This window comes from Pseudomonas sp. AB39(2026) (assembly GCF_059831485.1).
In genome coordinates, this window is record NZ_CP195212.1 from 2530538 (window position 1) to 2553422 (window position 22885).

General features: G+C 58.0%; 22 protein-coding genes. 7 read left to right on the forward strand and 15 right to left on the reverse strand.

The genetic code is table 11. The features are described from left to right. Positions 1–112: 112 nt before the first annotated feature. Entirely contained in the window at positions 113–709 is a 597-nt protein-coding gene (locus tag ACSAMW_RS11495; protein WP_500590442.1) for a hypothetical protein, read from the forward strand. A gap of 88 nt (positions 710–797) precedes the next feature. After that, positions 798–1268, forward strand: a complete 471-nt coding sequence (locus ACSAMW_RS11500; protein WP_500590443.1) for a hypothetical protein — start codon at positions 798–800, stop codon at positions 1266–1268. Positions 1269–1386: 118 nt separating this feature from the next. Here the strand turns inward: ACSAMW_RS11500 and yjiA are convergent, their stop codons facing one another. The 3 genes from yjiA to ACSAMW_RS11515 all read right to left on the reverse strand — a co-directional run bounded on the left by yjiA (position 1387) and on the right by ACSAMW_RS11515 (position 4697). Beyond that, complete coding sequence (yjiA, locus tag ACSAMW_RS11505) at positions 1387–2349, reverse strand: GTPase (protein WP_500590444.1); 963 nt, start codon at positions 2347–2349, stop codon at positions 1387–1389. Between the two features lie 69 nt (positions 2350–2418). After that, the gene (locus ACSAMW_RS11510) at positions 2419–2619 is read right to left on the reverse strand and encodes a YbdD/YjiX family protein (protein WP_500590445.1); all 201 of its coding nucleotides are present in this window, start codon (positions 2617–2619) and stop codon (positions 2419–2421) included. An 11-nt stretch (positions 2620–2630) separates the two neighbouring features. Next, positions 2631–4697, reverse strand: coding sequence for a carbon starvation CstA family protein (locus ACSAMW_RS11515; RefSeq protein ID WP_500590446.1), 2067 nt, complete (start codon positions 4695–4697; stop codon positions 2631–2633). A 222-nt stretch (positions 4698–4919) separates the two neighbouring features. Between ACSAMW_RS11515 and ACSAMW_RS11520 the strand changes: the two genes are divergently transcribed. Beyond that, the gene (locus ACSAMW_RS11520; protein ID WP_168084102.1) at positions 4920–5288 is read left to right on the forward strand and encodes a PilZ domain-containing protein; all 369 of its coding nucleotides are present in this window, start codon (positions 4920–4922) and stop codon (positions 5286–5288) included. A gap of 3 nt (positions 5289–5291) precedes the next feature. Here the strand turns inward: ACSAMW_RS11520 and ACSAMW_RS11525 are convergent, their stop codons facing one another. Continuing rightward, positions 5292–5981 (reverse strand): HAD-IA family hydrolase, encoded by a 690-nt coding sequence (locus ACSAMW_RS11525; protein ID WP_500590447.1) that lies wholly within the window; start codon positions 5979–5981, stop codon positions 5292–5294. Between the two features lie 66 nt (positions 5982–6047). Continuing rightward, on the reverse strand, positions 6048–7415 hold the full coding sequence (gene radA / locus ACSAMW_RS11530; protein WP_168084105.1) for a DNA repair protein RadA: 1368 nt from the start codon (positions 7413–7415) through the stop codon (positions 6048–6050). A 189-nt stretch (positions 7416–7604) separates the two neighbouring features. On the opposite strand from radA, the gene mscL reads away from it, so the two are divergent. Continuing rightward, a complete protein-coding gene (gene mscL, locus ACSAMW_RS11535; RefSeq protein WP_500590448.1) occupies positions 7605–8051 on the forward strand; it encodes a large-conductance mechanosensitive channel protein MscL in 447 nt (148 codons plus the stop codon). A 71-nt stretch (positions 8052–8122) separates the two neighbouring features. On the opposite strand, the gene ACSAMW_RS11540 is transcribed toward mscL, so the two are convergent. After that, positions 8123–8893 (reverse strand): ferredoxin--NADP reductase, encoded by a 771-nt coding sequence (locus ACSAMW_RS11540; RefSeq protein ID WP_500590449.1) that lies wholly within the window; start codon positions 8891–8893, stop codon positions 8123–8125. Positions 8894–9006: 113 nt separating this feature from the next. Here ACSAMW_RS11540 and ACSAMW_RS11545 point away from each other — a divergent pair, with 113 nt between their 5' ends. After that, entirely contained in the window at positions 9007–10131 is a 1125-nt protein-coding gene (locus ACSAMW_RS11545) for a methyltransferase (protein WP_500590450.1), read from the forward strand. Between the two features lie 266 nt (positions 10132–10397). Then, positions 10398–11942, forward strand: a complete 1545-nt coding sequence (locus tag ACSAMW_RS11550; RefSeq protein WP_500590451.1) for a glucosyltransferase domain-containing protein — start codon at positions 10398–10400, stop codon at positions 11940–11942. Between the two features lie 40 nt (positions 11943–11982). Here ACSAMW_RS11550 and ACSAMW_RS11555 read toward each other — a convergent pair whose 3' ends face one another. The 6 genes from ACSAMW_RS11555 to ACSAMW_RS11580 form a co-directional block, all read right to left on the reverse strand. After that, a complete protein-coding gene (locus ACSAMW_RS11555; RefSeq protein ID WP_500590452.1) occupies positions 11983–13476 on the reverse strand; it encodes a hypothetical protein in 1494 nt (497 codons plus the stop codon). Then, positions 13463–14446, reverse strand: coding sequence for a glycosyltransferase family 2 protein (locus ACSAMW_RS11560; RefSeq protein WP_500590453.1), 984 nt, complete (start codon positions 14444–14446; stop codon positions 13463–13465). Before ACSAMW_RS11560 ends, ACSAMW_RS11555 begins: the two co-directional genes overlap by 14 nt. Beyond that, the gene (locus ACSAMW_RS11565) at positions 14443–14814 is read right to left on the reverse strand and encodes a GtrA family protein (protein WP_500590454.1); all 372 of its coding nucleotides are present in this window, start codon (positions 14812–14814) and stop codon (positions 14443–14445) included. Before ACSAMW_RS11565 ends, ACSAMW_RS11560 begins: the two co-directional genes overlap by 4 nt. Before the next feature lie 179 nt (positions 14815–14993). Then, positions 14994–15140 carry a DUF2474 domain-containing protein gene (locus tag ACSAMW_RS11570; RefSeq protein ID WP_500590455.1) on the reverse strand — a complete coding sequence of 49 codons (147 nt, stop codon included), beginning with the start codon at positions 15138–15140 and terminating at the stop codon, positions 14994–14996. 12 nt (positions 15141–15152) lie between these two features. Further along, the gene (gene cydB / locus ACSAMW_RS11575) at positions 15153–16160 is read right to left on the reverse strand and encodes a cytochrome d ubiquinol oxidase subunit II (protein WP_168084115.1); all 1008 of its coding nucleotides are present in this window, start codon (positions 16158–16160) and stop codon (positions 15153–15155) included. Positions 16161–16163: 3 nt separating this feature from the next. Further along, entirely contained in the window at positions 16164–17597 is a 1434-nt protein-coding gene (locus ACSAMW_RS11580) for a cytochrome ubiquinol oxidase subunit I (protein ID WP_500590456.1), read from the reverse strand. Positions 17598–17835: 238 nt separating this feature from the next. On the opposite strand from ACSAMW_RS11580, the gene ACSAMW_RS11585 reads away from it, so the two are divergent. Continuing rightward, entirely contained in the window at positions 17836–19101 is a 1266-nt protein-coding gene (locus ACSAMW_RS11585; RefSeq protein ID WP_500590457.1) for an MFS transporter, read from the forward strand. A 28-nt stretch (positions 19102–19129) separates the two neighbouring features. Here ACSAMW_RS11585 and ACSAMW_RS11590 read toward each other — a convergent pair whose 3' ends face one another. Genes ACSAMW_RS11590 through ACSAMW_RS11600 form a run of 3 tightly spaced genes read right to left on the reverse strand, consistent with a single transcriptional unit; the run spans position 19130 to position 22838 of the window. Beyond that, complete coding sequence (locus tag ACSAMW_RS11590) at positions 19130–21337, reverse strand: xanthine dehydrogenase family protein molybdopterin-binding subunit (protein WP_500590458.1); 2208 nt, start codon at positions 21335–21337, stop codon at positions 19130–19132. Beyond that, entirely contained in the window at positions 21334–22323 is a 990-nt protein-coding gene (locus ACSAMW_RS11595) for an FAD binding domain-containing protein (protein ID WP_500590459.1), read from the reverse strand. Before ACSAMW_RS11595 ends, ACSAMW_RS11590 begins: the two co-directional genes overlap by 4 nt. After that, positions 22320–22838 carry a (2Fe-2S)-binding protein gene (locus tag ACSAMW_RS11600; protein ID WP_500590460.1) on the reverse strand — a complete coding sequence of 173 codons (519 nt, stop codon included), beginning with the start codon at positions 22836–22838 and terminating at the stop codon, positions 22320–22322. Before ACSAMW_RS11600 ends, ACSAMW_RS11595 begins: the two co-directional genes overlap by 4 nt. Between the last annotated feature and the right edge of the window lie 47 nt (positions 22839–22885).

The window sequence follows — 22885 nt, forward strand, 5'->3', positions numbered from 1 at the left end:
TTTTTTTGTGCCTGGTCAGCGGAACGGGTTCCGTCTGCGACGTGCAATGGCAGCAATAGTAGGGTGTGCAGGCAAGCCTAGGCTGGGCTTTCACATAGACCAGGAGGTCGCCATGCCGTCAGACAAATCTCTTTCATTTACCGCTACGCTTTCCTGCGGGAACAAACCGGTCATCATATTGGGAGAATGGACACGCGGGCCTGTGATCGCAGGCCCGGTTACATCGGGTTCATCTCAACCCAGGCTTTTCGACGCCACCTCTGCATTGGGCACCGTCGATGACAGGCCGGGCGCACTTGACCATGAGCGTGAACTGGGGCTTGTTACGTTCGACGTGATCCCAGGCGTCACCCCTGTTCTGCTGTATTTCCGCCACTCCAACGGTGCCTACCGACTGTATGTACGAAGCGGTCGCCACTTTGGCGACGGCCTGTTCAGCTCGCCACAAGGGGTGTTGATCAGTGCCAACATAGGCCGAGTCGATCCGCCACTTTGGCGCCTTGGCGATGCTGCCACAGGCGCAGCGGTCACCTTGCCGAACCTCACAGACGCCATGGAGATAACGCTCGAATCAGCTGATTCACGTACAGCGGTTTCGCTGCAAGGCATTGCGCCGGGTGCCGGCTACCTGGCTCAACACCCTTCCACCCTGCTAACCACGTTCACAGTAAATATCGTCGAGCGTGAAGTCGATTGGCTCAACGCCTGAACCTTAAAAACAGACGGACAACAATGCGGGGGCTCACTGGCCAGGCTTGACCGGCTGGCTACCCCGCTTCCTACTGGAGGATGCAGGCATGGCCTACCCTTATCCTTTCTCCTTCACCGCTGAGATCCATGCTGGGCAAGGCGCATTGCACACGTTGAAAACCCTTGGCAAAACAAGCGACATTGGGGGCGCCGATCACTACCTGGCGATTGACCCTACCACCTACCTCGATGAGCCGCTGACCTTGACGTTCACACCTGTTGATGGGTTTTACCACCTTCGCGTTGCCTGCGGCCCGCTTGAAAACCAGATGGCTTATCTAGCCTATGGCTACCTCTGCCTGGGCCATGCAATGCCTGCCCCGTTCGCCTTGCGTGGCCTGAACGGCGAACCGCTAGCCGATCCTGGTATGCCCCCGGATTATCTGGAGGTCAGCTTATGCCTTCCGGAAGGGCCTGCCATCGCGGCTTATCGCGGGCAAAGAGACAACCTGCTGCTTATCGGCCCTGGTGCGCCTGACCCCTTACAGATAAGCCTGGCAGTACTTGCCATCCATTGACCCCAAGCCAGCAGTGGCGTGCCATAGCCTGGCTACGGCAGGGCCGAGGCCGCCGCTGCCTGCCTTTCAACTCACCTTGATCCGCACGCCCGACGAAGTCTGACCCTTGCCAAGTGCTTCAAAGCTGCTCGAAGGCCGTTCGAATAACGTCTTCAGGCAGGTCATCAGCAATGAACACCAAGGTACTTTCGCGAGCCTCGTTTGCTGACCACTCGGTATCCCAGTCAAAGCCATACAGCTTGAGCACTCCCTGGAATACCAGCTTGCGTGGCTCGCCTTCAATATTGAGCACGCCCTTGTAGCGCAACAGCTGGCGGCCATGGTCTTCCAGCAGTTGGTTCATGAAAGCGCTCAACCGATCGATATTCAGAGGTGTTGGCGTACGGAGCACCAGGCTACGGATCCGGTCGGTGCCGACGCCAATCAGCATAGGCCGCGCCCCAAGCCCTACCCCAAGCTCGGCATTAAGGTTGAAACCGCGAATATCCAGCAACTCGGACAGGTCGATTTCGCCATGATCCACCACGCGGACAGGGGCGCGGTGGTTGATGCGAGCCAGCCTCTGGCTCAACGCCTCGAACGCTTCAGGCGTGACCAGGTCGGTTTTGCTGACCAGCAAGCGGTCCGCAAAACCAACCTGAGCCTGGGCGATCGTCTGCTTCAGATGTTCAGCAGCATGTGCGGCGTCCACCAGGGTCACAATGCCATCCAGCACGTACCGATCACGCAGCGCCTCTTCAATAAAGAAGGTTTGTGCCACAGGGGCGGGGTCTGCCAGGCCCGTGCATTCGATCACTAGCCGGTCGAAGGCGATCTCCCCTGCGTCCAGGCGCTCAAGCAGCAGAAACAAGGCATTGGTCAAATCCGTATGGATACTGCAGCAGACGCACCCGTTGGCCAGGGTTACGACCTGTACAGGTTCGCTGCCCAGCAGTTGCGTATCGATACTGGTGTCGCTGAATTCGTTTTCGATGACTGCGAGCTTCAAACCATGCTCGGCCTGTAGCAAGTAGCGAAGCAACGTTGTTTTGCCAGCACCGAGAAAACCGCTCAGTACTGTCACAGCAATAGGCGTGGGCACAAAGGCCTCCCAAGTCATGCAGTGTGTAGGCAGGGGGCGGGTTGGCCGCCCCCTGTCGAGGAACGGGCCTCAGCAACAGCGGGGCGAACCCTTGCCGCCGCCGTAGCGCGCCTCTTGCCGCTCGCGAAAGAAGGCCTCGTAGTCCATTACTGCCTGCTCCGGGTGGGTCTTGCGCATGTGCTCCACGTAGTTGTCATAGTCCGGCATGCCTACCATCAGGCGTGCTGCTTGCCCCAGGTACTTACCCAACCGGCTCAGGTCATTGAACATCGATCAGCTCCTCAAGCGTCCGGGAGTGCCTGGAAAGGCGCCTCTTTGTCTGTACGGTCGCGCTTGCCCAAGGCCGCGTAACCCACTTTGACCGCAAACACCAGCACGGCCAGCACCACGAACAGGAACAGCACCGTCAGAGTGGCGTTGGTATAGGCGTTGAAGATCACATGCTGCATCTGGTTGATGTCCTTGGCCGGCGCGATCACCTGCCCTGCCGCCAGCGCGTCGCTGTATTTCTTTGCCAATGCCAGGAAGCCGACTGCCGGGTTGGCATCGAACAATTTGATAAAGCCTGCCGTTGTGGTGCAGATCAGCAGCCAAGCCGCAGGCAGCAGCGTGACCCAAATGTATTGCTGGCGCTTCATCTTGATCAGCACCACAGTGCCTAGCATGAGTGCAATACCGGCCAGCATTTGGTTGGAGATGCCGAACAGCGGCCACAGGGTATTGATACCGCCCAGCGGATCAATGACACCTTGATACAACAGGTAGCCCCACAGCGCGACGCAACCTCCTGTACCGATCAGGTTGGCTCCCCACGATTCAGTGCGCTTAAGGGAGGGGACAAAGCTGCCCAGCAAGTCCTGCAGCATGAATCGCCCTGCCCGGGTGCCCGCATCCACGGCCGTAAGAATAAACAGCGCTTCGAACAAGATCGCAAAGTGGTACCAGAAGGCCATTGCGTTCTGGCCTGGCATCAACCCATGAAGAATTTGCGCAATACCCACTGCCAGGGTAGGCGCGCCGCCTGCACGGGCCAGAATGGTATTTTCGCCGATGTCGTGGGCTACCGCCTGAAGGGCATCCGGGGTAATTGCAAAGCCCCAGTGGCTTACTGCGGCGGCAACCGCCGTGACATCGCCACCGACTACCGCTGCCGGGCTGTTCATGGCGAAATACACGCCAGGTTCGATCACAGAGGCCGCTACCATGGCCATGACCGCTACGAAAGACTCCATCAACATGGCGCCATAACCGATGTAACGGGCGTTGACTTCATTATCCAGCAGTTTGGGCGTGGTTCCGGACGCAATGAGCGAGTGGAACCCTGATACTGCGCCACAGGCAATGGTAATGAACAGGAACGGGAATAAGGTGCCCTTCCATACGGGGCCTGTACCATCGGTGAACTGAGTAAGCGCAGGCATACGAAGCTCGGGCATGGTGACCAGAATGCCGATAGCCAACGCGATGATGGTGCCGATCTTGAGGAAGGTAGACAGATAGTCACGGGGCGCCAGAATCAACCATACCGGCATCACTGCTGCAACAAAGCCATAGCCGATCAGCATCCAGGTGATCTGTACGCCGGTAAACGTGAAGGCTTTTGCCCAGACCGGGTCCGCCGCCACCTGCCCTCCCGCCCAGATCGATGCCAGCAGCAGCGCTACGCCGATCAATGAGATTTCGCCAATGCGACCGGGGCGTATGAAACGCATGTATAGCCCCATGAACATGGCAATTGGAATGGTCGCCATAACCGTGAACACACCCCAGGGGCTTTCGGCCAGTGCCTTGACCACGATCAGGGCCAGCACCGCCAAAATGATGATCATGATCAGGAAGCAGCCGAACAGCGCGATGGTACCGGGAATACGGCCCATTTCCTCACGCACCATGTCGCCCAGGGAGCGGCCGTTACGGCGCGTGGACAGAAACAACACCATGAAATCCTGAACAGCGCCTGCCAGCACTACCCCGGCAATCAGCCACAGCGTGCCTGGCAGGTAGCCCATCTGCGCGGCCAGCACGGGGCCCACCAACGGGCCTGCACCCGCGATGGCTGCAAAGTGGTGCCCGAACAGAATATGTTTGTTGGTGGGGACGTAATCCAGCCCGTCATTATTCAGTACGGCAGGCGTGGCCCGCCGAGGGTCCAGCTGCATCACCTTCTCAGCAATGAACAGGCTGTAATAGCGATACGCGACGAGGTAGATGGCAACGGATGCCACCACGATCCATAGCGCGTTGACACTTTCACCCCGACGCAGGGCCACAACGCCGAGCGACCATGCCCCGATCACTGCCAGCGCAAGCCAGGGAAGATGGCGGGCTAGGCTATTATTGTTTTTCATGTTTTGTATTCCAGCAAATGGGAACGGATAAATCCGGCTCAAGTCTAGCTACACTTGCCACACAGCACACCCCCTTACGAGGTGGGACGCGCAATCCCTGTGTATCTGGCTAAGGGTTTGGCAAGGTTGTCGCAAAAAAGGCACATAGGCATTGCCGAGCACTCACAGCCACGGCAGCATAGACATCATCCCGCGCGGCGGGGGCCTTATCGAGGAAGTACCATGTCCCAGACCACCACAGAAGACCGTCGTCGCTTCAAGCGCATCGCCTTTGATGCACTCACTACGCTCACCCAGGGCAACCAGCAGTGGGAGGTCACCCTGTTGGACCTGTCCCTGAAAGGCCTGCTGGTATCTCGCCCGGCCGACTGGGCGGCAGACCCTGCCCTTCCTTTTGCCGTTGCCATTACCTTGGGCGAGGACGCCCCCATTGCCATGGAAGCCGAGCTGCGCCATGACAACAACGGCCAACTGGGCTTTCAATGCACCCATATCGACCTGGACTCCATCAGCCACCTGCGCCGCCTGGTGGAGCTGAACCTGGGCGACGAGGCGGAACTGGAGCGGGAATTGAGTGCGTTGGTAGGCTAAGCCTCAAGGAAACGCAGGCAACCCCCACGCCTGCGGTTCAAACTCCAGCAAGCTGCCGAGCCGGCCATTAGCATGGGTGTACTTCTCTGGGTCCATAGCCGAATCCGGCACGGCCAGGGCATACATGCCGGCAGCCTTGGCGGCAGTCACGCCGAAGGGTGAGTCCTCGAACACCAGGCAATCGGCCGGCGCTACGCCTAATCGGCGTGCGGCCACGAGGAAAATATCCGGCGCCGGCTTGGCAGCGCCCACCTCGGGGTCATCGGCCGTCACAATAGTGTCGAACAGTGAAAACCACTCCTCGTGCTGCTGTGTCTTGAGCTTGAAATAGGTGCTGGATGAGCTGGTGCCGACGGCGATAGGCACCCCGTTGGCCTTCAAGTGCCGCACCAGAGCCTCAGCCCCTACCATGCCCAACGCCTCGGGAAAGCGAGCGGTCATCAGGGGCGCGCGGATGTCCAGAAACTCATCCACGCTGATCGGCAGCTCCAATGCGGTGACCACGTAGTGCGCCAGGTCTCGGGCGCCGCGGCCAATGATGTGCTGCTTGTGGCTCCAGTCGAAGGTTTTCCCGTACCGCTGGGCAATGGCCTGTGTCACCTCGGTATAGATACCTTCGGTGTCCAGTAGCAGGCCATCCATGTCGAAAATCACAGCCTTGATCTGCGGGGTGGGGCGTGGGGCGTTCACCATGGGGCTTCCTTCGCAGGCTTAAAATACGGGTTTACCCTGCCCCATGGCTTCGGTCAAGGTGGCGCGCTATTCAAACAACGCGTCCAACGCCTGCTCCAGACGCGTTACGGCTACCACCTCAAGCCCTGCGGGCGCCTCCTTAGGCGCATTTCCCTTGGGCACGATAGCGCGCTTGAAACCATGCTTGGCCGCTTCCTTCAGGCGTTCCTGGCCACTGGGCACAGGCCGCACCTCACCTGACAGGCCCACTTCACCAAACACCAGCAGGCCGTGCGGCAGGGGCCGGTTGCGCAAACTGGACATCACCGCTGCCATCAGCGCAAGGTCCGACGCCGTTTCCAGCACTTTCACACCCCCTACCACGTTCAGGAACACGTCCTGGTCATGGGTAGGAATACCTCCATGGCGATGCAACACCGCCAGCAACATGGCCAGGCGATTCTGGTCCAGGCCCAACGTAACCCGGCGAGGGTTGGCCAAGTGGCTGTCATCGACCAGCGCCTGCACCTCTACCAGCATGGGGCGCGTACCTTCCCAGGTCGCCATGACCACGCTGCCAGCAATTTCCTCCTGCGCCCGGCTAAGGAAGATCGCCGAAGGGTTAGATACCTCCTTGAGGCCACGGTCGGTCATGCCAAAAACGCCCAGCTCGTTCACTGCGCCAAAACGATTTTTCACCGCCCGCAACAAACGCAGCCGCCCGTCGGATTCCCCTTCGAAGTACAACACGGTGTCCACCATGTGTTCCAACACCCGAGGGCCCGCTAGGGAGCCCTCTTTGGTTACGTGCCCTACCAGGAAGACCGCCGTGCCGCTTTGCTTGGCGAAGCGTACCAGCAGCGCAGTGCTTTCCCTCACCTGCGCCACGCCGCCCGGTGCAGATTGCAGCTGCTCGGTAAAGATGGTCTGAATAGAATCAATCACCATCACTTTGGGCTTCTCCACCCGCGCCGTGGCAATAATGCTTTCGATGGAGGTTTCGGTCATTACCTTGAGCTTGTCCTGGGGCAGGCCCAACCGGCGCGCCCGCATGGCCACCTGCTGCTGGGACTCCTCCCCCGTGACATACAGCGCCGGCATGCGCTCGGCCATGTTGCACAGGGTTTGCAACAGGATGGTGGACTTGCCGATGCCAGGGTCCCCACCAATCAATACCACCGAGCCATCCACGAGGCCGCCGCCCAGCACGCGATCAAGCTCAGCGGAAGCAGTGGAAAACCGTGGAATTTCTACAATGCTCACTTCAGCCAGGGTTTTAAGCGACGCCTGCTCACCCGCCCACCCGGCACGGCCAGTGCCAGAGGCCGCCGGGGTGTTTTCGATCATAGTTTCCACCAGGGTATTCCAGGCACCGCACTCGGCACATTGCCCTGCCCACTTTGGGAAGGTCGCACCGCACTCGGTGCAGCCATACATGCGTTTGGCCTTGGCCATCGGGATACTCCACTGGAAAAGGCACCTATCATACGCTTGAGCGGGACCACGCCGAGTGGGTTGCAACAAAACTAATCGGTTTGATGCCGGTCTGGTAAAACAGTGGCTGAAGCGGCAACACACTGATTTGACAGCAGTTCGTGTAACACCGGCTTCAGAATTCTCTAACCTGCAAAAAAGGATTCATGCATGAGCTTGCTTAAAGAGTTCAAAGCCTTTGCCGTCAAAGGCAATGTAGTCGACCTGGCCGTAGGTATCATCATCGGTGCCGCTTTCGGCAAGATCGTGTCGTCGTTCGTGGGCGACATCATCATGCCGCCGCTCGGCTTGCTGATCGGTGGCATCAACTTCACAGACCTCGCTATCACCCTGCGCCCCGCCGACGGCGCTACGCCTGCTGTGGTACTGGCGTATGGCAAATTCATCCAGACGGTGGTGGACTTTGTGATCGTGGCGTTCGCTATCTTCATGGGTGTGAAGGTAATTAACCGCCTCAAGCGTGAAGAGGCCAAAGCCCCAAGCCTGCCGCCAGTGCCCAGCAAGGAAGAAGTGCTTCTAGGCGAGATACGCGACCTGCTCAAGGAGCAGAATGCGAAAGCGGCGCCCGTGACGCCGCTCAATCCGCCGATAGGCTAATGGCCTTACTGACGGGCACTCCAAACTAGTAAGCCGGTTTTGGTTTGAAGTGTCTGCTCTTAGGAAACAGGCTACCAGTAGGTCTCCACCGCCACAGCACCAGGGCGGCGGCTGAGGCTCAGGTTCAGCTCGCGGGCCTTCAGCAGCGCACGGGTCTCCTCGACCATGTCCGGGTTGCCACAGATCATCACACGCGAATGCTCAGGCGATAGTTGGGTGCCAGCAGCGTGTTCGAGCGTGCCGTCGGAAATCGCATCGGTGATCCGCCCTTGCAAGGCCCCCGGCCAAGGCTCGCGGCTTACCAGCGGGAGAAATGTAAGCTTGCCGGCATACTCAGCCAGGTAGTCCCGGTGCTCCAAGCCAGCAATGAGCTCTGCATACGCTAGGTCCTGGCCGTGGCGGGCGCTATACACCAGGAAAATTCGCTCGAACCGCTCCCAGGCTTCGAAGCCCTGCAAGATGGATAAGAAAGGCGCCAGCCCTGTACCTGTAGCCAGTAGCCATAGGTCCCGACCGTCCGGGAAACGGTCCAAGGTCAAATAGCCAAACGCCTGCCGTTCCACCAGCAGTTCGTCCCCTACTCCAAGGCGCGACAACTCACTGGTGAACTCGCCACCCGGCACCACTACCGAAAAGAACTCAAGAAACTCGTCATAGGGCGAAGAAACCATCGAATAGGCCCGCCACACCACGCTGCCATCGGCCTTGGCAACACCCAAGCGGGCGAATTGCCCGGCCTGGAAGCGAAAGCCTGCATCCCGGGTGGTGCGTAGCGTAAACAGGTTCGGGGTCAGGGTGTGCACGGCCAGCAGGCGCTGGCGGGTGAATTTCTCGTCGCTCATGAAACCTCCACATCTTGTGCTGTGTAGTGTGGCGCAATCGTGCCCTTACAAACACCGACGGCCTGTGTGGAAAGCCCGTAGAATTCTTCTTTTTTTCACGTTTGAGTGCTCGCATGCCCCGCTTCCACAACGCTTTCGCCCACCTCGACCTGGTTCGCCAGCCGGAAATGGCCAATGAACCGTTGTATGCGTTTGATGCTGCCGACGACTACTTGCTGGCGAACCTGGCAGCGCAGCTGTTGCCGCCGAGCACCCGTGTACTGGTGCTCAATGACAGTTTCGGTGCCTTGGCGATCAGCCTGGCAAGGCGCTTCGAGGTGGTCAGCAGCGGCGACTCGCACTTGGGTGCGCTGGCACTGGGCAAGAACCTGGCACGCAACCACCAGCCCTACGACGCGTTGACCCTTCGCCCGGCCAGCGAGCCATTCGAAGGCAGGTTCGACTATGTGCTGGTACGTGTGCCCAAGACCCTTGCGCTGCTCGAAGAGCAACTGATCCGCTTGCAGCCTCACCTGAGTGCCGGGACGCAGGTGGTGGCTGGCGCCATGATCAAGCACCTGCCGCGGGCGGCTGGCGAGTTGCTGGAAACCTACATAGGGCCTGTTCAGGCATCGCTGGCCGTGAAAAAAGCCCGGCTGCTGACAGCCACCTACCAACCCCGAGAGCTTGCCCAGTCCCCCTACCCTACTCGCTACCAATTGGACACGCCGCCGCTTACGCTCATCAACCACGCCAACGTGTTCTGCCGCGATGGCTTGGACATTGGCACCCGCGCCTTCCTGCCCCACCTGCCTCGCAACCTGGGTAACGCAAAGGTCGCAGACCTGGGCTGCGGCAATGGCGTGCTGGCTATCACGAGCGCACTGGCCAACCCGAATGCCCGTTACACGCTGGTGGATGAGTCCTATATGGCGGTGCAATCGGCACGGGAAAACTGGGCAGCGGCGCTGGGCGATCGCGAAGTGGACATCTGCCCCGGTGATGGCCTGGCCGACCAACCTGCAGGCTCATTGGACGTGGTGCTCTGCAACCCGCCCTTCCACCAGCAGCAGGTAGTAGGTGACTTCCTGGCCTGGCGCATGTTCCAGCAAGCCAGGGAGGCACTGGTCACGGGCGGCGCGCTGTACATCGTCGGCAATCGTCACCTGGGCTACCACACCAAGCTGGCGCGGCTGTTCCGCGGGGTAGAGCAAGTAGCCGCTAATCCAAAGTTTGTGGTGTTAAAAGCGCGTAAATAATTAGGTATTGCCTATCAGGTACCTATCAGATTGCCAGCTACCGGCAAGGCAGCCCTTGGCGTAGCGTTTGCAAGCCCCTATACGGAGTTTGCAAAAATGACAAAAGGTACCGCTGGCGAACTTGATAAATCGTACGGAGAAGACGGCATTGCGCCCATTCCTGCTCCAGGGTTCGAGCCTGACGTAAATACACTCGTGGTTCGCGCTATAACTACAGACTCGGATTATGGCATCGCATGCTTTGGCTACCCACTAGGAGGAAGCTAATGCTCGGCTCCTGGAATGGCCATATACTCATCAATAACAGAAAAATTCTAACTCGGAATTTTCTCGTATTACTTTCGATTTCCCTAGTTGTTTGCCTTCCGCTTCTGCCCGGCGGCGTCTATTACCTTGATGACTTTTCCAGGCTTGTTGGGGGAAGTATAGACTACTGGGCAAACAACGGTAGGCCATTAGCTGTATGGCTAGCAAAGGCCATCAACTATTCTACTGTGGTCAGTGATACATCCCCCTTGTTTTTAGTGCTAGGCTTGGCAAGCCTAGCACTAATACTCTCCCTGGCCATGGAACGCTTGACCCATGCCTCTCCCGGCATGGCCGTATTCTATTCATTGTGTATAGTGCTAAGCCCATTCATTTGCCAACCTCTACTTTATACCTTCGACTGCTTGCCTATTTTACTCGGCGTTGGCCTGAGCATTGCAGGAACAGTAAGAATCAGCGAGCGTTACGTCGCTCAGTTTGCCTTTAGCTGGGTTTCATACCTGGCAGCGCTCTGCCTTTATCAAACCTCGATAAACTATAGCCTCATACACATACTGTTAAGCGGTACGCTCTTGCTTGCGGCAGGAGGTGAAGCGCTTCAAAAAAATATAAAACCCTTCATAGCAATCATCCTTGCTTTCGTACTATCGCTGGTAGCCTATAAAACTTTGGTCGTTCCCTATTACGTGATCGATGACTGGAACCAGGCAAGAGGCGCGTTGATAGAGCCGACAGTGGCAGGGCTTGCACAGCTAGAAAGTAACCTGACCAAAGCCTACGCTTACGGCCTGCTGGCCTTTCCTGGCTTAAGCCTATGGCCTGTGGCCGCATTGTTCCTCATCGGCACGCTGGCGTGCTGGTGGATTGGTGCCCAACAGCTAAACATGAAACTGAGCACAGGGTACCGTTACAGCCGCGCATTGTTCTGTGCTTTAGCCCCATTTGCCGTGATGCTGGGGATAATGGGCGTGCTTCTTGTGTTGAAAAATCTACCTTTAGACCCTAGGGTGTTCACTGCATTTTCGTCGGCGCTCATTTTCAATGCAAGCGTAGCTTGCGCCGCATGGCCGAGGGTAAAACCAGCAATAGCAGGGCTTCTTTTGCTGTACTTGGTTTTTTCTGCAGTTTTCATGATGTCTGCGTTTAGAGCGGTTATTAACCAGCACACCTTCGATGAAGGCATTGCCATTAATATGCGAGGCGACCTTTCGAGGATTGGCATTGAAAACTACAGCCAATTAAGCTTCATAGGCACTAGCCCAAGAGCCCCTAGCACCGGACCTGCATTACTTAACTACCCCTTGCTGAAAAGCATTGTATTCCCCACATTCAGGGAAAACGGTGACTTCGGTTATTATGGCTTCATGGATAAGCAGATGGTTTTCCATCACCTCGCTACCACTACAAATGACATCATATTTCATACACCTGAAAAAGCGATATCTTCAAACTGCATCTATAAACTATACGTCTATCAAAGCACTGCAGTCTTCGATTTCAAATCGCCCACTTGCTCCATGCATAGAAACTTCATATGGGAGTGAGCGCCCTCCGAATTATCAGCTGCTTGGCCGTTCATACACCCTACAGAAAGCGGCAATCCAGCCGCGTGTTGGTAGGGGTGAGACGCACATAGGCCAGTTCGTTTTCGAGATAAAGGCGATAAAAGGGCCTGATCAGTACAGGCTCTGCCGGAGGCGCGGCAGCGTGAATAGGCTGAAGGCGAACGTTGTTCAGGCCTCGCTTGGCCAAGTGCTCTGGTAGCATCATGTAATGATCATTGGACAAATAGTCCATGAGGGGCTGGCCTTTTCGCAAGCATACCGGCGAAAAAAGAGGGTCGTTACTTTCGCGTAGAATGACTGTTTCCCGAGCGTGAAAAAATGCACTGTGGTTCAAAAGGTCGGCCGCTACAAGGTCTCGTGTGAAGCTTTCCTGGTCGTGTTTGTCTCGTACTATTTGCCCATACGCATAGGCGAAGGACAGAAAGCAGAACAAAGGTGCGTAAAGGGCCAAGGTCAGCCCGGGCCGTATCCTTACCAGCCCTACGTAGGCAAGGCACAGCAGGCCGACCATCAGCGAGGCAGCACCGATCATTGCCAATGGATCAAGCGTAAGCCCAGTCTGCCTGGAAAACAGCGTCACTCCACCAGTGGCCCAGACAAGCCCGGCTCCGCTCAAACCGCACAATAAGAAGTGATGCGCCCGTGCGCCGATAAAAACATGGCCTGCCTGGTAAAATACGACCCACCAGCCAGCCACCGCCACCACTGCCACGGTGATGAAGATCACAGCATTGAGTGGCGTGATGAACAACGCCAGGGTATGAGCGACAACACTGGATCGTGCGATGAGCGAATCCAGGGTCGGCCATGCCAACCCTACCTGCTCAGGCGCGACGAACCCACGTACCAACAAGTACAGCGAAATAGCACCTGCGGCGACCTTGATGTGATGCAGGGCCAAGACCCTGGCCTCACGGTTACCAGGCTGGGCATGGGCACGCTGGAGCACATCCACACACGCCAGGCCGAGAAATAGGTTGAGCATCGCTACATGAACACTCATCCCCGCCATGACCAATATGCAGGAAAAGCCCCAGTGGAAGAGGCCGATGCGATGCTGATACGTAATGGCAATGACCGCCATGGCCATTGACAGCGTTATCGGAATACAAGCCTCGTGCCACGAAAGTACAGGCAATAAATAAGGGTTGTACCAGAGGGGAAGTAGCAATGTGCATTGCATCACTGTAGGGCTGGAAAACCAGCGATGCGCCAGGCGACAAAGTGCATAGGTCATGATCGCTATGGCCAGAAGCAACGATAACGGAAACACGTCCAGCGTTGGCGTGCTCCAGTTCAATGCGTGCATCAGGTATAACCTTAACGTGCGCCCCTCTTCAGACCACAACGACGTCGCCAATCCGGTGCGTGACGGTGCATCTATCGCAGGGTAGTTATCCAGTATCAATGGCACGCTATAGCAGGTGAGTGCAGCGAAGAAAAAGCCGGCGGCTTGCCAGGTGGATAACAGGCTAGTCACCAGTTTTAGTGACAGCGGATCACTGGTTTTCATGGGTTTCTCCGGATTGCGTTGAACATTGCGAGGTGTGCACGTGTTCCTGGCGCAAAACGCTATCCACCAGGTAACGAGGCCGCGACTTGGCCTCGGCATAAATGCGGCCTACGTATTCACCTAGCACGCCAATGCCTATGAGCTGAGCCCCGCCCAGGAAAAGCAACGCCGCCATAAGGGAGGGGTAACCTGCCACAGCATTTCCCCAGATAAGTGTGGAAGCCACTGTCCACCCTGCGTAAAGCAGGGCGGAGAGTGCGATCACTGCACCAACGTATGTCCAGACCCTAAGCGGAAGCGTGGAAAAGGACGTAATACCCTCTAACGCCAGATTCCATAGCTTCCAGGCATTGAACTTGGAACTTCCCGCTATACGCCCCGGCCGTGAGTACTCGACAATGGCGCAACGCCCACCCACCCAATGCATCAGCCCCTTCATGAAAAGGTTGCGCTCGGGCATAGCCTTGAGCTGCTCAACTGTTTTGCGTGACAAGAGCCTGAAGTCCCCAACGTTTTCTTCGATAGGGTTCTGGCTAATGGCGTTATTAAGCCGATAGAACCAGGCGGCTGTCTTACGCTTGAGCAGGCTGTCGCTTCTGCGATCGATGCGTTTGGCCAGCACGATGTCAGCGCCTTTCTGCCACTGCTCGATCAAGCGCGGAATCAGCTCCACAGGGTCCTGGAGGTCCACATCGATAGGGATTACCGCTTCACCGCTACTGTGCTCCAGGCCCGCCAACAAGGCAGATTCCTTGCCAAAGTTTCGGCTGAGATTGATTAACAGTACCGCTGCGTCTTTGGCTATAAGGTGTTTGACGGCGCTCTGCGTGCCATCGGTACTGCCGTCGTTTATAAAGACGATCTCGAACGTATGACATTGTTCGCCCGCCATGTGCATCACGGCTTCATAAAACAGAGGGATTGCAGCTTCTTCGTTGAAAACGGGGACTACCAGCGATATACGGCTCATCGAACCTGCCCCCCAAATACAAGAATACGGGCAAAGGTATATCCCAGGATCAAACTCAAGCCACTGAACAGGCAGAAGGTGTAGAAAGGCGGCCAGCCCAGCGGCTGGGCTACTTTCCCCAGCCCGAACGCAAGCAGGGCCAGGAAAGAGGTGAACAAGAGGTAGCGTCGAAAGGAAAGTTGGGTGCGAAACGTCCAGCGAGCGTTAGCCATATAGCTAAAGGTTGCCGCGAGCAGAAAGCCACAGAGGTTTGCCAGGCTTTGATCAGCCACGTCCGCCTGGATCAAGCAAAAGAACACTGCCGCGTGAAGCGTCGTATTGATAACGCCTATGCACACATAGCGAAGGAAGGAAGGCGACTCATCCATATGACGACATACCTGAAAGCCTTTGAAGGCGAGCCCATGCAGCCTATCAATGGATGTCAGCCAGGATAAGCTGATAGAACTGCTAGGTTTGGCTGTTTGCCTTTATCAGTACTGATGCGCTAGCAGATAAACCTCATAAAAAAGCCCGCTGGAGCGCGGGCATAAAGAAAGGCGTGTTTTCAGTGGCTTCGCATCCCTGCAGCTGCCATCAGCAGCCGTAGCAGCCCGGCCACCAGGCCAAGGCTGACTACGCTGGCCACCCAGATAAGGACCAGCCAGCCCACGCGTTGCCATAGCGGTTTCTTCGTTTCAACTGGCTTGATCATGAGCACGCCTCCCTAGTGGTAGCCGTCGTCGATGGTGACCTTGCCTCGGAACACGTAATAGCTCCAAAAGGTATACACCAGGATGCACGGCAGGATGAACAGCGTGCCCACCAGTACAAAGGCCTGGCTCTGGGGCGGCGAAGCTGCATCCCAGATGCTGACGGCGGGCGGGATGATGTTGGGCCACAAGCTGATGCCCAAACCGCTATAGCCCAGGAAGATCAACAGCAATGTCAGCAGAAACGGCATGTAATGCGCTTTCTGTGCCACGGCTTTGATCAGGCCAATGGTGGCGACCACCACCAGAATAGGCACGGGCAGGAACCAGAACAGGTTAGGCAAGGTGAACCAACGGGTGGCGATAGCGCCATGGGCCAGTGGGGTCCAAATGCTGACGGCCCCTACAAATGCCAGCAATACGAAGGTCAAGGGCTTGGCCAACTGGTGCATGCGTTCCTGAAGCTCACCACCGGTTTTCATGATCAGCCAGGTGCAGCCCAGCATCGCATAGGCCGCAATCAACCCCAGGCCACAGAACAGTGAGAAGGGCGTGAGCCAATCGAATGGGCCACCGGCATAGGCACGCCCCACCACCTTGATACCGTCAATGTAAGCTCCCAGTGCAACACCCTGGGAGAACGTGGCCAGCAGTGAGCCGCCGATGAACGCCTTATCCCAGATGTGCTGCTTGTCCATCTTGGCCTTGAAGCGAAACTCGAACGCCACACCTCGGAAGATCAACCCGATCAGCATCAGGATAAGTGGAATGTACAGTGCCGACAGCACTACTGCGTAGGCAAGCGGGAACGCCGCGAACAGCCCTGCCCCACCCAGCACCAGCCAGGTTTCGTTGCCGTCCCAAACAGGGGCGACCGTGTTCATCATCACGTCACGGTCTTGGTTCTTGGGCGTAAACGGGAAGAGAATGCCGATGCCCAGGTCAAACCCGTCCATCACCACATACATCATCACACCAAAAATGATGATGATGGCCCAGATCAAAGAAAGATCGATGCCCATGGCTCAGTTCCTCTCGCTCGGGGTCGCGTGGTGGTCATGCTCGTTTTCTTCATGGGCAGCAGACAAGGGCCGTGCAGGTGTGCGGATCTGCCCAGGGCCACCCTGGCTGTGCGGCTCTGCGATTTTTGGCCCGCGCCGTACCAGGCGCATCATGTAGCCGAAGCCCACGCCGAACACGGCGAAGTACACCAGTACGAACAAGCCGAGGGTGAAGCTCATCTGCCCTACATCGTGGTTGGAAGAGGCATTGGCCGTGCGCATCAGGCCGTACACCACCCATGGCTGACGGCCGATCTCGGTAGTGAACCACCCTGCCAGCAAGGCAATGATCCCCGAGGGTCCCATGAACAGGGCAAGGCGCAGGAACAGCCGCGAATCGTACAGCCTGCCGCGCCAGCGCAGCCACAGGCTCCACAGCCCTACCGCGATCATCAACATGCCCAGGCCAGCCATGACCCGGAAGGACCAGAAGATAATCGTGGAATTGGGGCGGTCTTCTTTCGGGAAGCTCTTGAGCGCCGGGATCTGCTTGTCCAGGCTATGGGTCAGGATCAGGCTGCCCAGGTAAGGAATTTCCACAGCAAAGCGGGTTTTTTCCGCCTCCATATCAGGCCAGCCGAACAGCACCAGCGGCGTGGGGCCACTGTCCACGTTTTCCCAGTGGCCTTCGATGGCTGCAATTTTGGCCGGTTGATGTTCGAGCGTGTTGAGGCCGTGCATGTCGCCCAGCATGGCTTGCACCGGCGCAACGATCAGCGCCATCCACATGGCCATGGAGAACATCTTGCGCACGGTAGGGTTGTTTCGGCCACGCAACAGGTGCCAGGCAGCGGAAGCGCCCACAAAGAATGCGGTAGCAACGAAGGCGGCCGTGGCCATGTGCGCCAGGCGGTACGGGAAGGACGGGTTGAAGATAATGGCGAACCAGTCTGCCGGGACAATGCGCCCATCGACAATGTCGTATCCCTGCGGCGTCTGCATCCAGCTGTTGGAGGCTAGAATCCAGAAGGTGGAAATCAGCGTACCAATGGCGACCATCACAGTTGCGAAGAAGTGCAGCCCACGCCCTACGCGGTTCCAGCCGAACAGCATTACCCCCAGGAAGCCTGCTTCCAGGAAGAATGCCGTCAGTACCTCATAGGTGAGCAGCGGCCCCGTTACGGCCCCTGCAAAGTCTGAGAAGCGACTCCAGTTGGTGCCAAACTGGTAGGCCATGACTAGGCCGGATACCACACCCATGCCGAAATTCACGGCAAAGATCTTCGACCAGTAGTGATAAAGCTCTTTATATACGCTATTGCCGCTCTTCAGCCACATGCCTTCTAGAACTGCCAGGTAGCTCGCCAGGCCAATGGTGATGGCCGGGAACATGATGTGGAAGGAGACAGTAAAGGCAAATTGGATGCGGGCGAGGTCTAGCGCCTCCAAACCGAACATAGGGTTTCCTCTGACAGGCGGCAAGAATCACGGCATTGATGTAGATCAATGACAGTGCATAGCGTAGTCCTGTTCCACCAGATTCACGCTGCGGTGCAGTGCCGCGTGACCAATTGCCTCACCCGCTTCGAAGCGGCGCGCTTAGTGCAAGCCATTCTGTAAAAAACCTGCAACTTTTTGTTTCAGACTAATGATAGGCTGCTAACTTCCCTTGCCTTGCTAAGGTACACGTCGGCCCATGGCGACTTCGCCCCCCCTGCTGCTACGGCATCACCGCCCTTTCCTTGCCTTCTGGCTAGCACGTGTCTGCACAGCCAGCGGCTTCCAGATGCTAACTGTGGCCATTGGCTGGCACCTGTACCAGTTGACCGGTAGCGTGCTGGACCTGGGCTTGGTGGGCTTGGTGGAATTTGCCCCACGGGTGCTGTTCATGTTGCACACCGGCCACGTTGCCGACCGTTACGACCGACGCAAGGTGGCGGCCCTCTGCCAAACCTTGCAAGCGGTTGTAGCTTTGGTGCTGGTGGTGGGGAGCAGCCTGGACAGCGTCAGCCGGGACATGATCTTTGTGCTCGCCTTCTGCCTGGGCGGTGCGCGGGCGTTTGAAATGCCTAGCACGCAGGCCTTGCTTCCCAATATCGTGCCAGCCAGCCTATTTCCCCGGGCTGTAGCCGCTTCCGCATCAGCCATGCAAACCGCAACGATCGTCGCCCCTGCCTTGGGCGGCTTTCTTTATGCGCTCGGCAGTGTATGGGTGTACGGGCCCACCGTTGTGCTCTATCTGCTCGCGTTGACTTTAATGCTCAGCTTGCCCAAGCGGGACACGCCACTGCCTACCGGCAAGCCCACGCTGCACTCGCTGATGGCAGGCATTCGCTTTATTCGTAGCCGGTCAGACATTCTGGGCGCTATCTCCTTGGACCTGTTCGCCGTACTGTTGGGAGGTGCGACCGCCCTTCTGCCTGTGTTCGCCAAGGACATTCTGCTCACCGGCCCCTGGGGCTTGGGCATGCTGCGCTCGGCACCAGCTGTGGGGGCGCTATTGATGTCATTCTACCTGGCGCGCTTTCCCATCGAACGGCAGGTGGGGCGCATCATGTTCGCGGGCGTGGGTGTGTTTGGCGTAGCGACCATTGCCTTCGGCTTATCCACTTCATTCTGGTTCTCTTTGGCCACACTTGCCGTACTGGGCGCGGCAGACATGATCAGCATGGTGATCCGTGGCGCTTTCGTCCAACTGGAAACCCCGGACGAAATGCGTGGGCGTGTGAGTGCGGTCAACGGCCTGTTTATTGGTGCCTCTAACCAGCTTGGCGAGTTCGAGTCGGGGCTGACGGCGCACTGGTTTGGCACGGTACCGGCTGTGGTGATAGGGGGCGTGGGAACGTTGGCTGTAACAGGTATCTGGATAAAGCTATTCCCTAGCCTGGCCAACCGGGACCATATGCAGGCCCCGGTTACTGACAATCCTGCGGCCCAAGCGGCGTCTGCTCCTGTGCTCTAGGGGCAGACGACGGGTGAGAGCTTAAGGGTCAACCCTGTTCAGGCCCGTCCAGCAATTTATCCAGCGTGATAGGGAAGTCCCGAACACGCTTGCCCGTCGCGTTATATACCGCGTTGGCCACGGCCGCTGCAACGCCTACGAGGCCAATTTCGCCGACGCCCTTGGACCCAAGCGCATTGACGATGGTGTCCTGCTCATCCACGAAAACCACGTCGATGGGGCCGATATCGGCCTGAACAGGAATATGGTACTCCGCCAGGTTGTGGTTCATGTGGCGGCCCAACGCATGGTCGGTCAGCGTTTCTTCGTGCAACGCCATGCCGATACCCCATACCACGCCTCCCAGAATCTGGCTGCGTGCCGTCTTGGGGTTCACCACATTACCCGCCGCCACCGCGCTGACCACGCGCATGACGTGAACGGTGCCCAAGTCTTCATCCACTTCCACTTCTGCAAAGACTGCCGAATGGGTAGCGGTAGAATACGCCTCGCGCTTCTTGTCGGGCTCGGCATCGACCTGAACCTCTACTGCATCCTGCCCACTGGCGTGAACCAGGTCGACGAAAGTCAGCTGCTTATCTCCCCATACCAGCGCACTGTCCGTGAACTGCACCTGACCCAACGTCAGCGTGGCGAAGTCCGGATCGATGCTGGCGGCGGCCGTCAGCAACTGCTTGCGCAAGGCTTCGCAGGCTTGCTGTACGGCGGTACCCACGGAAGAGATGGTGAACGAACCGCCTTGCAATGGCGCAGTCGGCAACGAGGAATCGCCCAGCTTGATCTTCACACGCTCGGGCGGCAGACCAGCCGTCTGGGCGGCGATCTGGGTCAGCACGGTGTAGGTGCCGGTGCCGATATCGGTGGTGGCTGTACTGACGGTGAGCATTCCATCCTTACCCAGGCTGGCCTTGGCGCTGGCGGGCATTTGCATCGCCTCCCAGACGCCGCCAGCCATGCCCAAGCCTACCAACTTGTTACCCTTGCGCAGGCTGCGAGGCTGAGCTTGACGGCGATCCCAGCCGAACCGTTCCCGCCCTTCGTTGTAGCAGGCAATCAGCGCCTTGCTGGAGTAAGGCTTACCTTCGTTCAGGTTGCTGTCTGCAAAGTTGAGTTCGCGGAACGTGACCGGGTCCATACTCACACGCTCGGCCAGTTCATCCATGGCGCATTCCAGGCCGATGAGCCCCAAGGCCGCGCCCGGTGCACGCATGTCCAAAGGCGTGTACAGGTCCACTGGAACCAGGTCATAGCTGAGCTTCACGTTCTCGCAGTGATAGAGCATGCCGCTCCACTCCACCACGTGCTCGGTAAACTTCTCGAAGCGGGACGTTTGCCCGGTAGCATGGTGGGCCACCGCTAGAAGCTTGCCGCCAGCATCGCTGGCCAACTGCACACGTTGAACGGTGCGGGGGCGGTAGCCAAACGTGAACATCTGTTGCCGCGTAAGGGTGACTCGCACAGAACGGCGAAGCTTCAGCGCTGCCATGGCCGCCAGTGGCAGTTGGTATTGCGGGCGCAGGCCAGACCCGAATGCCCCGCCTACAAACGCCGCCAAAACCCGCACCTTGTCTTTTTCCAGCCCTAGCGTTTGGCACAGGTAGCTTTGGCAGTTCTGAGTGCCCTGGGTTTTGTCGTGCACTTCCAGACTACCGTCGGCCTTATAGATCACGGTACTGGCGTGAGGCTCCATAGGGTTGTGGTGTTCGATGGGCGTTTCGTAGGTCGAATCCACTTGGTAGGCAGCGGCGTTGTAGACACCGTCAAAATCGCCACGGGGCTCAGGCAGTTCCGCCGGTGCTGGCGCGGCCTTGTCCCATTCGGCCTTCATGTCCGAGCACCAGTCATGGGTTACATATTTGATACGCACCAGCGAGGCCGCATGCCGTGCCAGCTCTAGGTTCTCGGCCACCACCAGCGCCAAGGGCTGGCCGTTGTAAAGTACCCGGTCGTTATACAGCGGGCGGAAGGGCTTGCCATCAGCCGCATCGTCGTCTGAATAGTCTTCGTCATCACCGGCCATCGGGGGGCGATTGCTGTGGTCGATTACGTCCACTACACCTGGCAGCGCCAAGGCAGCGCTGCTATCAATCTTTACCACACGCCCAGCGGCGATGGTGCTGGACACCACACTGCCATACAGCAACCCCTGCTCAGGGTATTCACCCGCGTAGCGTGCCTTGCCAGTGACCTTCAGCAGGCCGTCTACACGGTCCATTGGTTTACCGACTACCGTCATGACCGTGCTCCTCCGCTTACCGCTTCATCCAAGGCGCGAACAATGGCCCGCTGAACCAGCTTGACCTTGAAGGCGTTTCCATCCAAGGGCTGCGCGTCCTTCACCAAGGCCTGCGCTGCTGCTGTGAAGGCTTCGTGGCCGGCAGTCTGCCCCACCAGGGTGGCTTCCACCTCTGCATTGCGCCATGGCTTGTGAGCCACACCGCCCAGCGCCACCCTGGCCTCGCGAATAACATCACCGTCCATTTTCAGCGCAACGGCAACGGACACCAGTGCAAAGGCATAAGAGGCACGGTCCCGCACCTTGAGGTAATGGCTATGGGTTGAAAAATCTTCAGCCGGCAGGTCAATGGCCACAATCAACTCATCGTCTGCCAACTGGTTGTCACGCTCAGGCCGGTCACCTGGCAAGCGGTGGAAATCGGCAAAATCGATTACGCGGGCGCCTGCCCTGCCTTTTACCTCGACCTTGGCATTGAGGGCCGCCAGGGCTACGCACATGTCAGAGGGGTGTGTCGCTACACACTGCTCACTAGCACCAAAAATCGCATGAATACGGTTCAGGCCTGTACGGGCCGGGCAACCACTACCAGGCTCACGCTTGTTGCAGGGCACACCGGTGTCATAAAAGTAATAGCACCGTGTGCGCTGGAGCAGGTTGCCACCGGTTGTGGCCATGTTGCGCAGCTGGGGGGAGGCCCCTGCCAGGATGGCCTGGCTAAGTAGCGGATAGCGGTTCTGAATCACAGGCTCATAGGCCAAGTCTGCGTTGCTGACCAGTGCACCGATGCGTACACGGTCGTCGGCCTGGGTGGTGACCTCATGCAGCGGCAACCGAGTGATGTCGATCAACCGTTCGGGCCGAACCACATTCTCTTTCATCAGGTCCAGCAGGTTGGTACCACCGGCAATGAAGCGACTGCCTGGCTGATAAAGCGCCAGGGCTTCGTCGACATTGGTGGCCCGTGCATAGTTGAAAGGCGTCATGCTGCGCCCTCCCCAGGTGCCTGCACCACCTCTTCGATTGCAGCAAGGATGTTGCCGTAAGCGCCACAGCGGCACAGGTTGCCGCTCATTTGCTCACGGATGTCATCTGCCGAGCTGGCCCGCCCTTCTTTGAGCAAACCTGCCGCCGAGCACAGTTGGCCAGGCGTACAGTAGCCGCACTGGAAGGCATCGTGTTTGATAAAGGCTGTTTGAAGCGGGTGCAAGCTGTCGCCAGTGGCCAAGCCCTCAACGGTGGTCAGGCTGGCCCCATCGCACATTACCGCCAGGGTAAGGCAGGCATTGACTCGCTTGCCATTGACCAGCACCGTGCAGGCGCCGCATTGGCCATGGTCGCAGCCTTTCTTGCTGCCGACCAGGTCCAGTTGTTCACGTAGCAGGTCTAGCAGCGTTGTCCAAGGCAGCACATCAAGCGCTTGCCGTTGGCCATTGAGCTCGAACTGGATCGAATGGCTGGCGTAGCACTCCAGGCCAGTGCGGTGGGAGAGAGCACTCATGGGGAAAGCCTCACGGTCATCTGCGCAAGTCTGGGCGCCTGCGTCAC

Excerpts from the sequence above, each read along its gene's own strand:
- ACSAMW_RS11525 (WP_500590447.1), bottom strand. The coding sequence starts at position 5,981 with ATGGTGAACGCCCCACGCCCCACCCCGCAGATCAAGGCTGTGATTTTC.
- ACSAMW_RS11495 (WP_500590442.1), top strand. The coding sequence starts at position 113 with ATGCCGTCAGACAAATCTCTTTCATTTACCGCTACGCTTTCCTGCGGG.
- ACSAMW_RS11555 (WP_500590452.1), bottom strand. The coding sequence starts at position 13,476 with ATGAAAACCAGTGATCCGCTGTCACTAAAACTGGTGACTAGCCTGTTA.
- ACSAMW_RS11510 (WP_500590445.1), bottom strand. The coding sequence starts at position 2,619 with ATGTTCAATGACCTGAGCCGGTTGGGTAAGTACCTGGGGCAAGCAGCA.
- ACSAMW_RS11590 (WP_500590458.1), bottom strand. The coding sequence starts at position 21,337 with ATGACGGTAGTCGGTAAACCAATGGACCGTGTAGACGGCCTGCTGAAG.
- ACSAMW_RS11580 (WP_500590456.1), bottom strand. The coding sequence starts at position 17,597 with ATGTTCGGTTTGGAGGCGCTAGACCTCGCCCGCATCCAATTTGCCTTT.
- ACSAMW_RS11500 (WP_500590443.1), top strand. The coding sequence starts at position 798 with ATGGCCTACCCTTATCCTTTCTCCTTCACCGCTGAGATCCATGCTGGG.
- ACSAMW_RS11565 (WP_500590454.1), bottom strand. The coding sequence starts at position 14,814 with ATGGATGAGTCGCCTTCCTTCCTTCGCTATGTGTGCATAGGCGTTATC.
- ACSAMW_RS11515 (WP_500590446.1), bottom strand. The coding sequence starts at position 4,697 with ATGAAAAACAATAATAGCCTAGCCCGCCATCTTCCCTGGCTTGCGCTG.
- ACSAMW_RS11540 (WP_500590449.1), bottom strand. The coding sequence starts at position 8,893 with ATGAGCGACGAGAAATTCACCCGCCAGCGCCTGCTGGCCGTGCACACC.
- ACSAMW_RS11600 (WP_500590460.1), bottom strand. The coding sequence starts at position 22,838 with ATGAGTGCTCTCTCCCACCGCACTGGCCTGGAGTGCTACGCCAGCCAT.
- cydB (WP_168084115.1), bottom strand. The coding sequence starts at position 16,160 with ATGGGCATCGATCTTTCTTTGATCTGGGCCATCATCATCATTTTTGGT.
- ACSAMW_RS11560 (WP_500590453.1), bottom strand. The coding sequence starts at position 14,446 with ATGAGCCGTATATCGCTGGTAGTCCCCGTTTTCAACGAAGAAGCTGCA.
- mscL (WP_500590448.1), top strand. The coding sequence starts at position 7,605 with ATGAGCTTGCTTAAAGAGTTCAAAGCCTTTGCCGTCAAAGGCAATGTA.
- radA (WP_168084105.1), bottom strand. The coding sequence starts at position 7,415 with ATGGCCAAGGCCAAACGCATGTATGGCTGCACCGAGTGCGGTGCGACC.
- ACSAMW_RS11520 (WP_168084102.1), top strand. The coding sequence starts at position 4,920 with ATGTCCCAGACCACCACAGAAGACCGTCGTCGCTTCAAGCGCATCGCC.
- ACSAMW_RS11550 (WP_500590451.1), top strand. The coding sequence starts at position 10,398 with ATGCTCGGCTCCTGGAATGGCCATATACTCATCAATAACAGAAAAATT.
- ACSAMW_RS11595 (WP_500590459.1), bottom strand. The coding sequence starts at position 22,323 with ATGACGCCTTTCAACTATGCACGGGCCACCAATGTCGACGAAGCCCTG.
- ACSAMW_RS11585 (WP_500590457.1), top strand. The coding sequence starts at position 17,836 with ATGGCGACTTCGCCCCCCCTGCTGCTACGGCATCACCGCCCTTTCCTT.
- ACSAMW_RS11570 (WP_500590455.1), bottom strand. The coding sequence starts at position 15,140 with ATGATCAAGCCAGTTGAAACGAAGAAACCGCTATGGCAACGCGTGGGC.
- ACSAMW_RS11545 (WP_500590450.1), top strand. The coding sequence starts at position 9,007 with ATGCCCCGCTTCCACAACGCTTTCGCCCACCTCGACCTGGTTCGCCAG.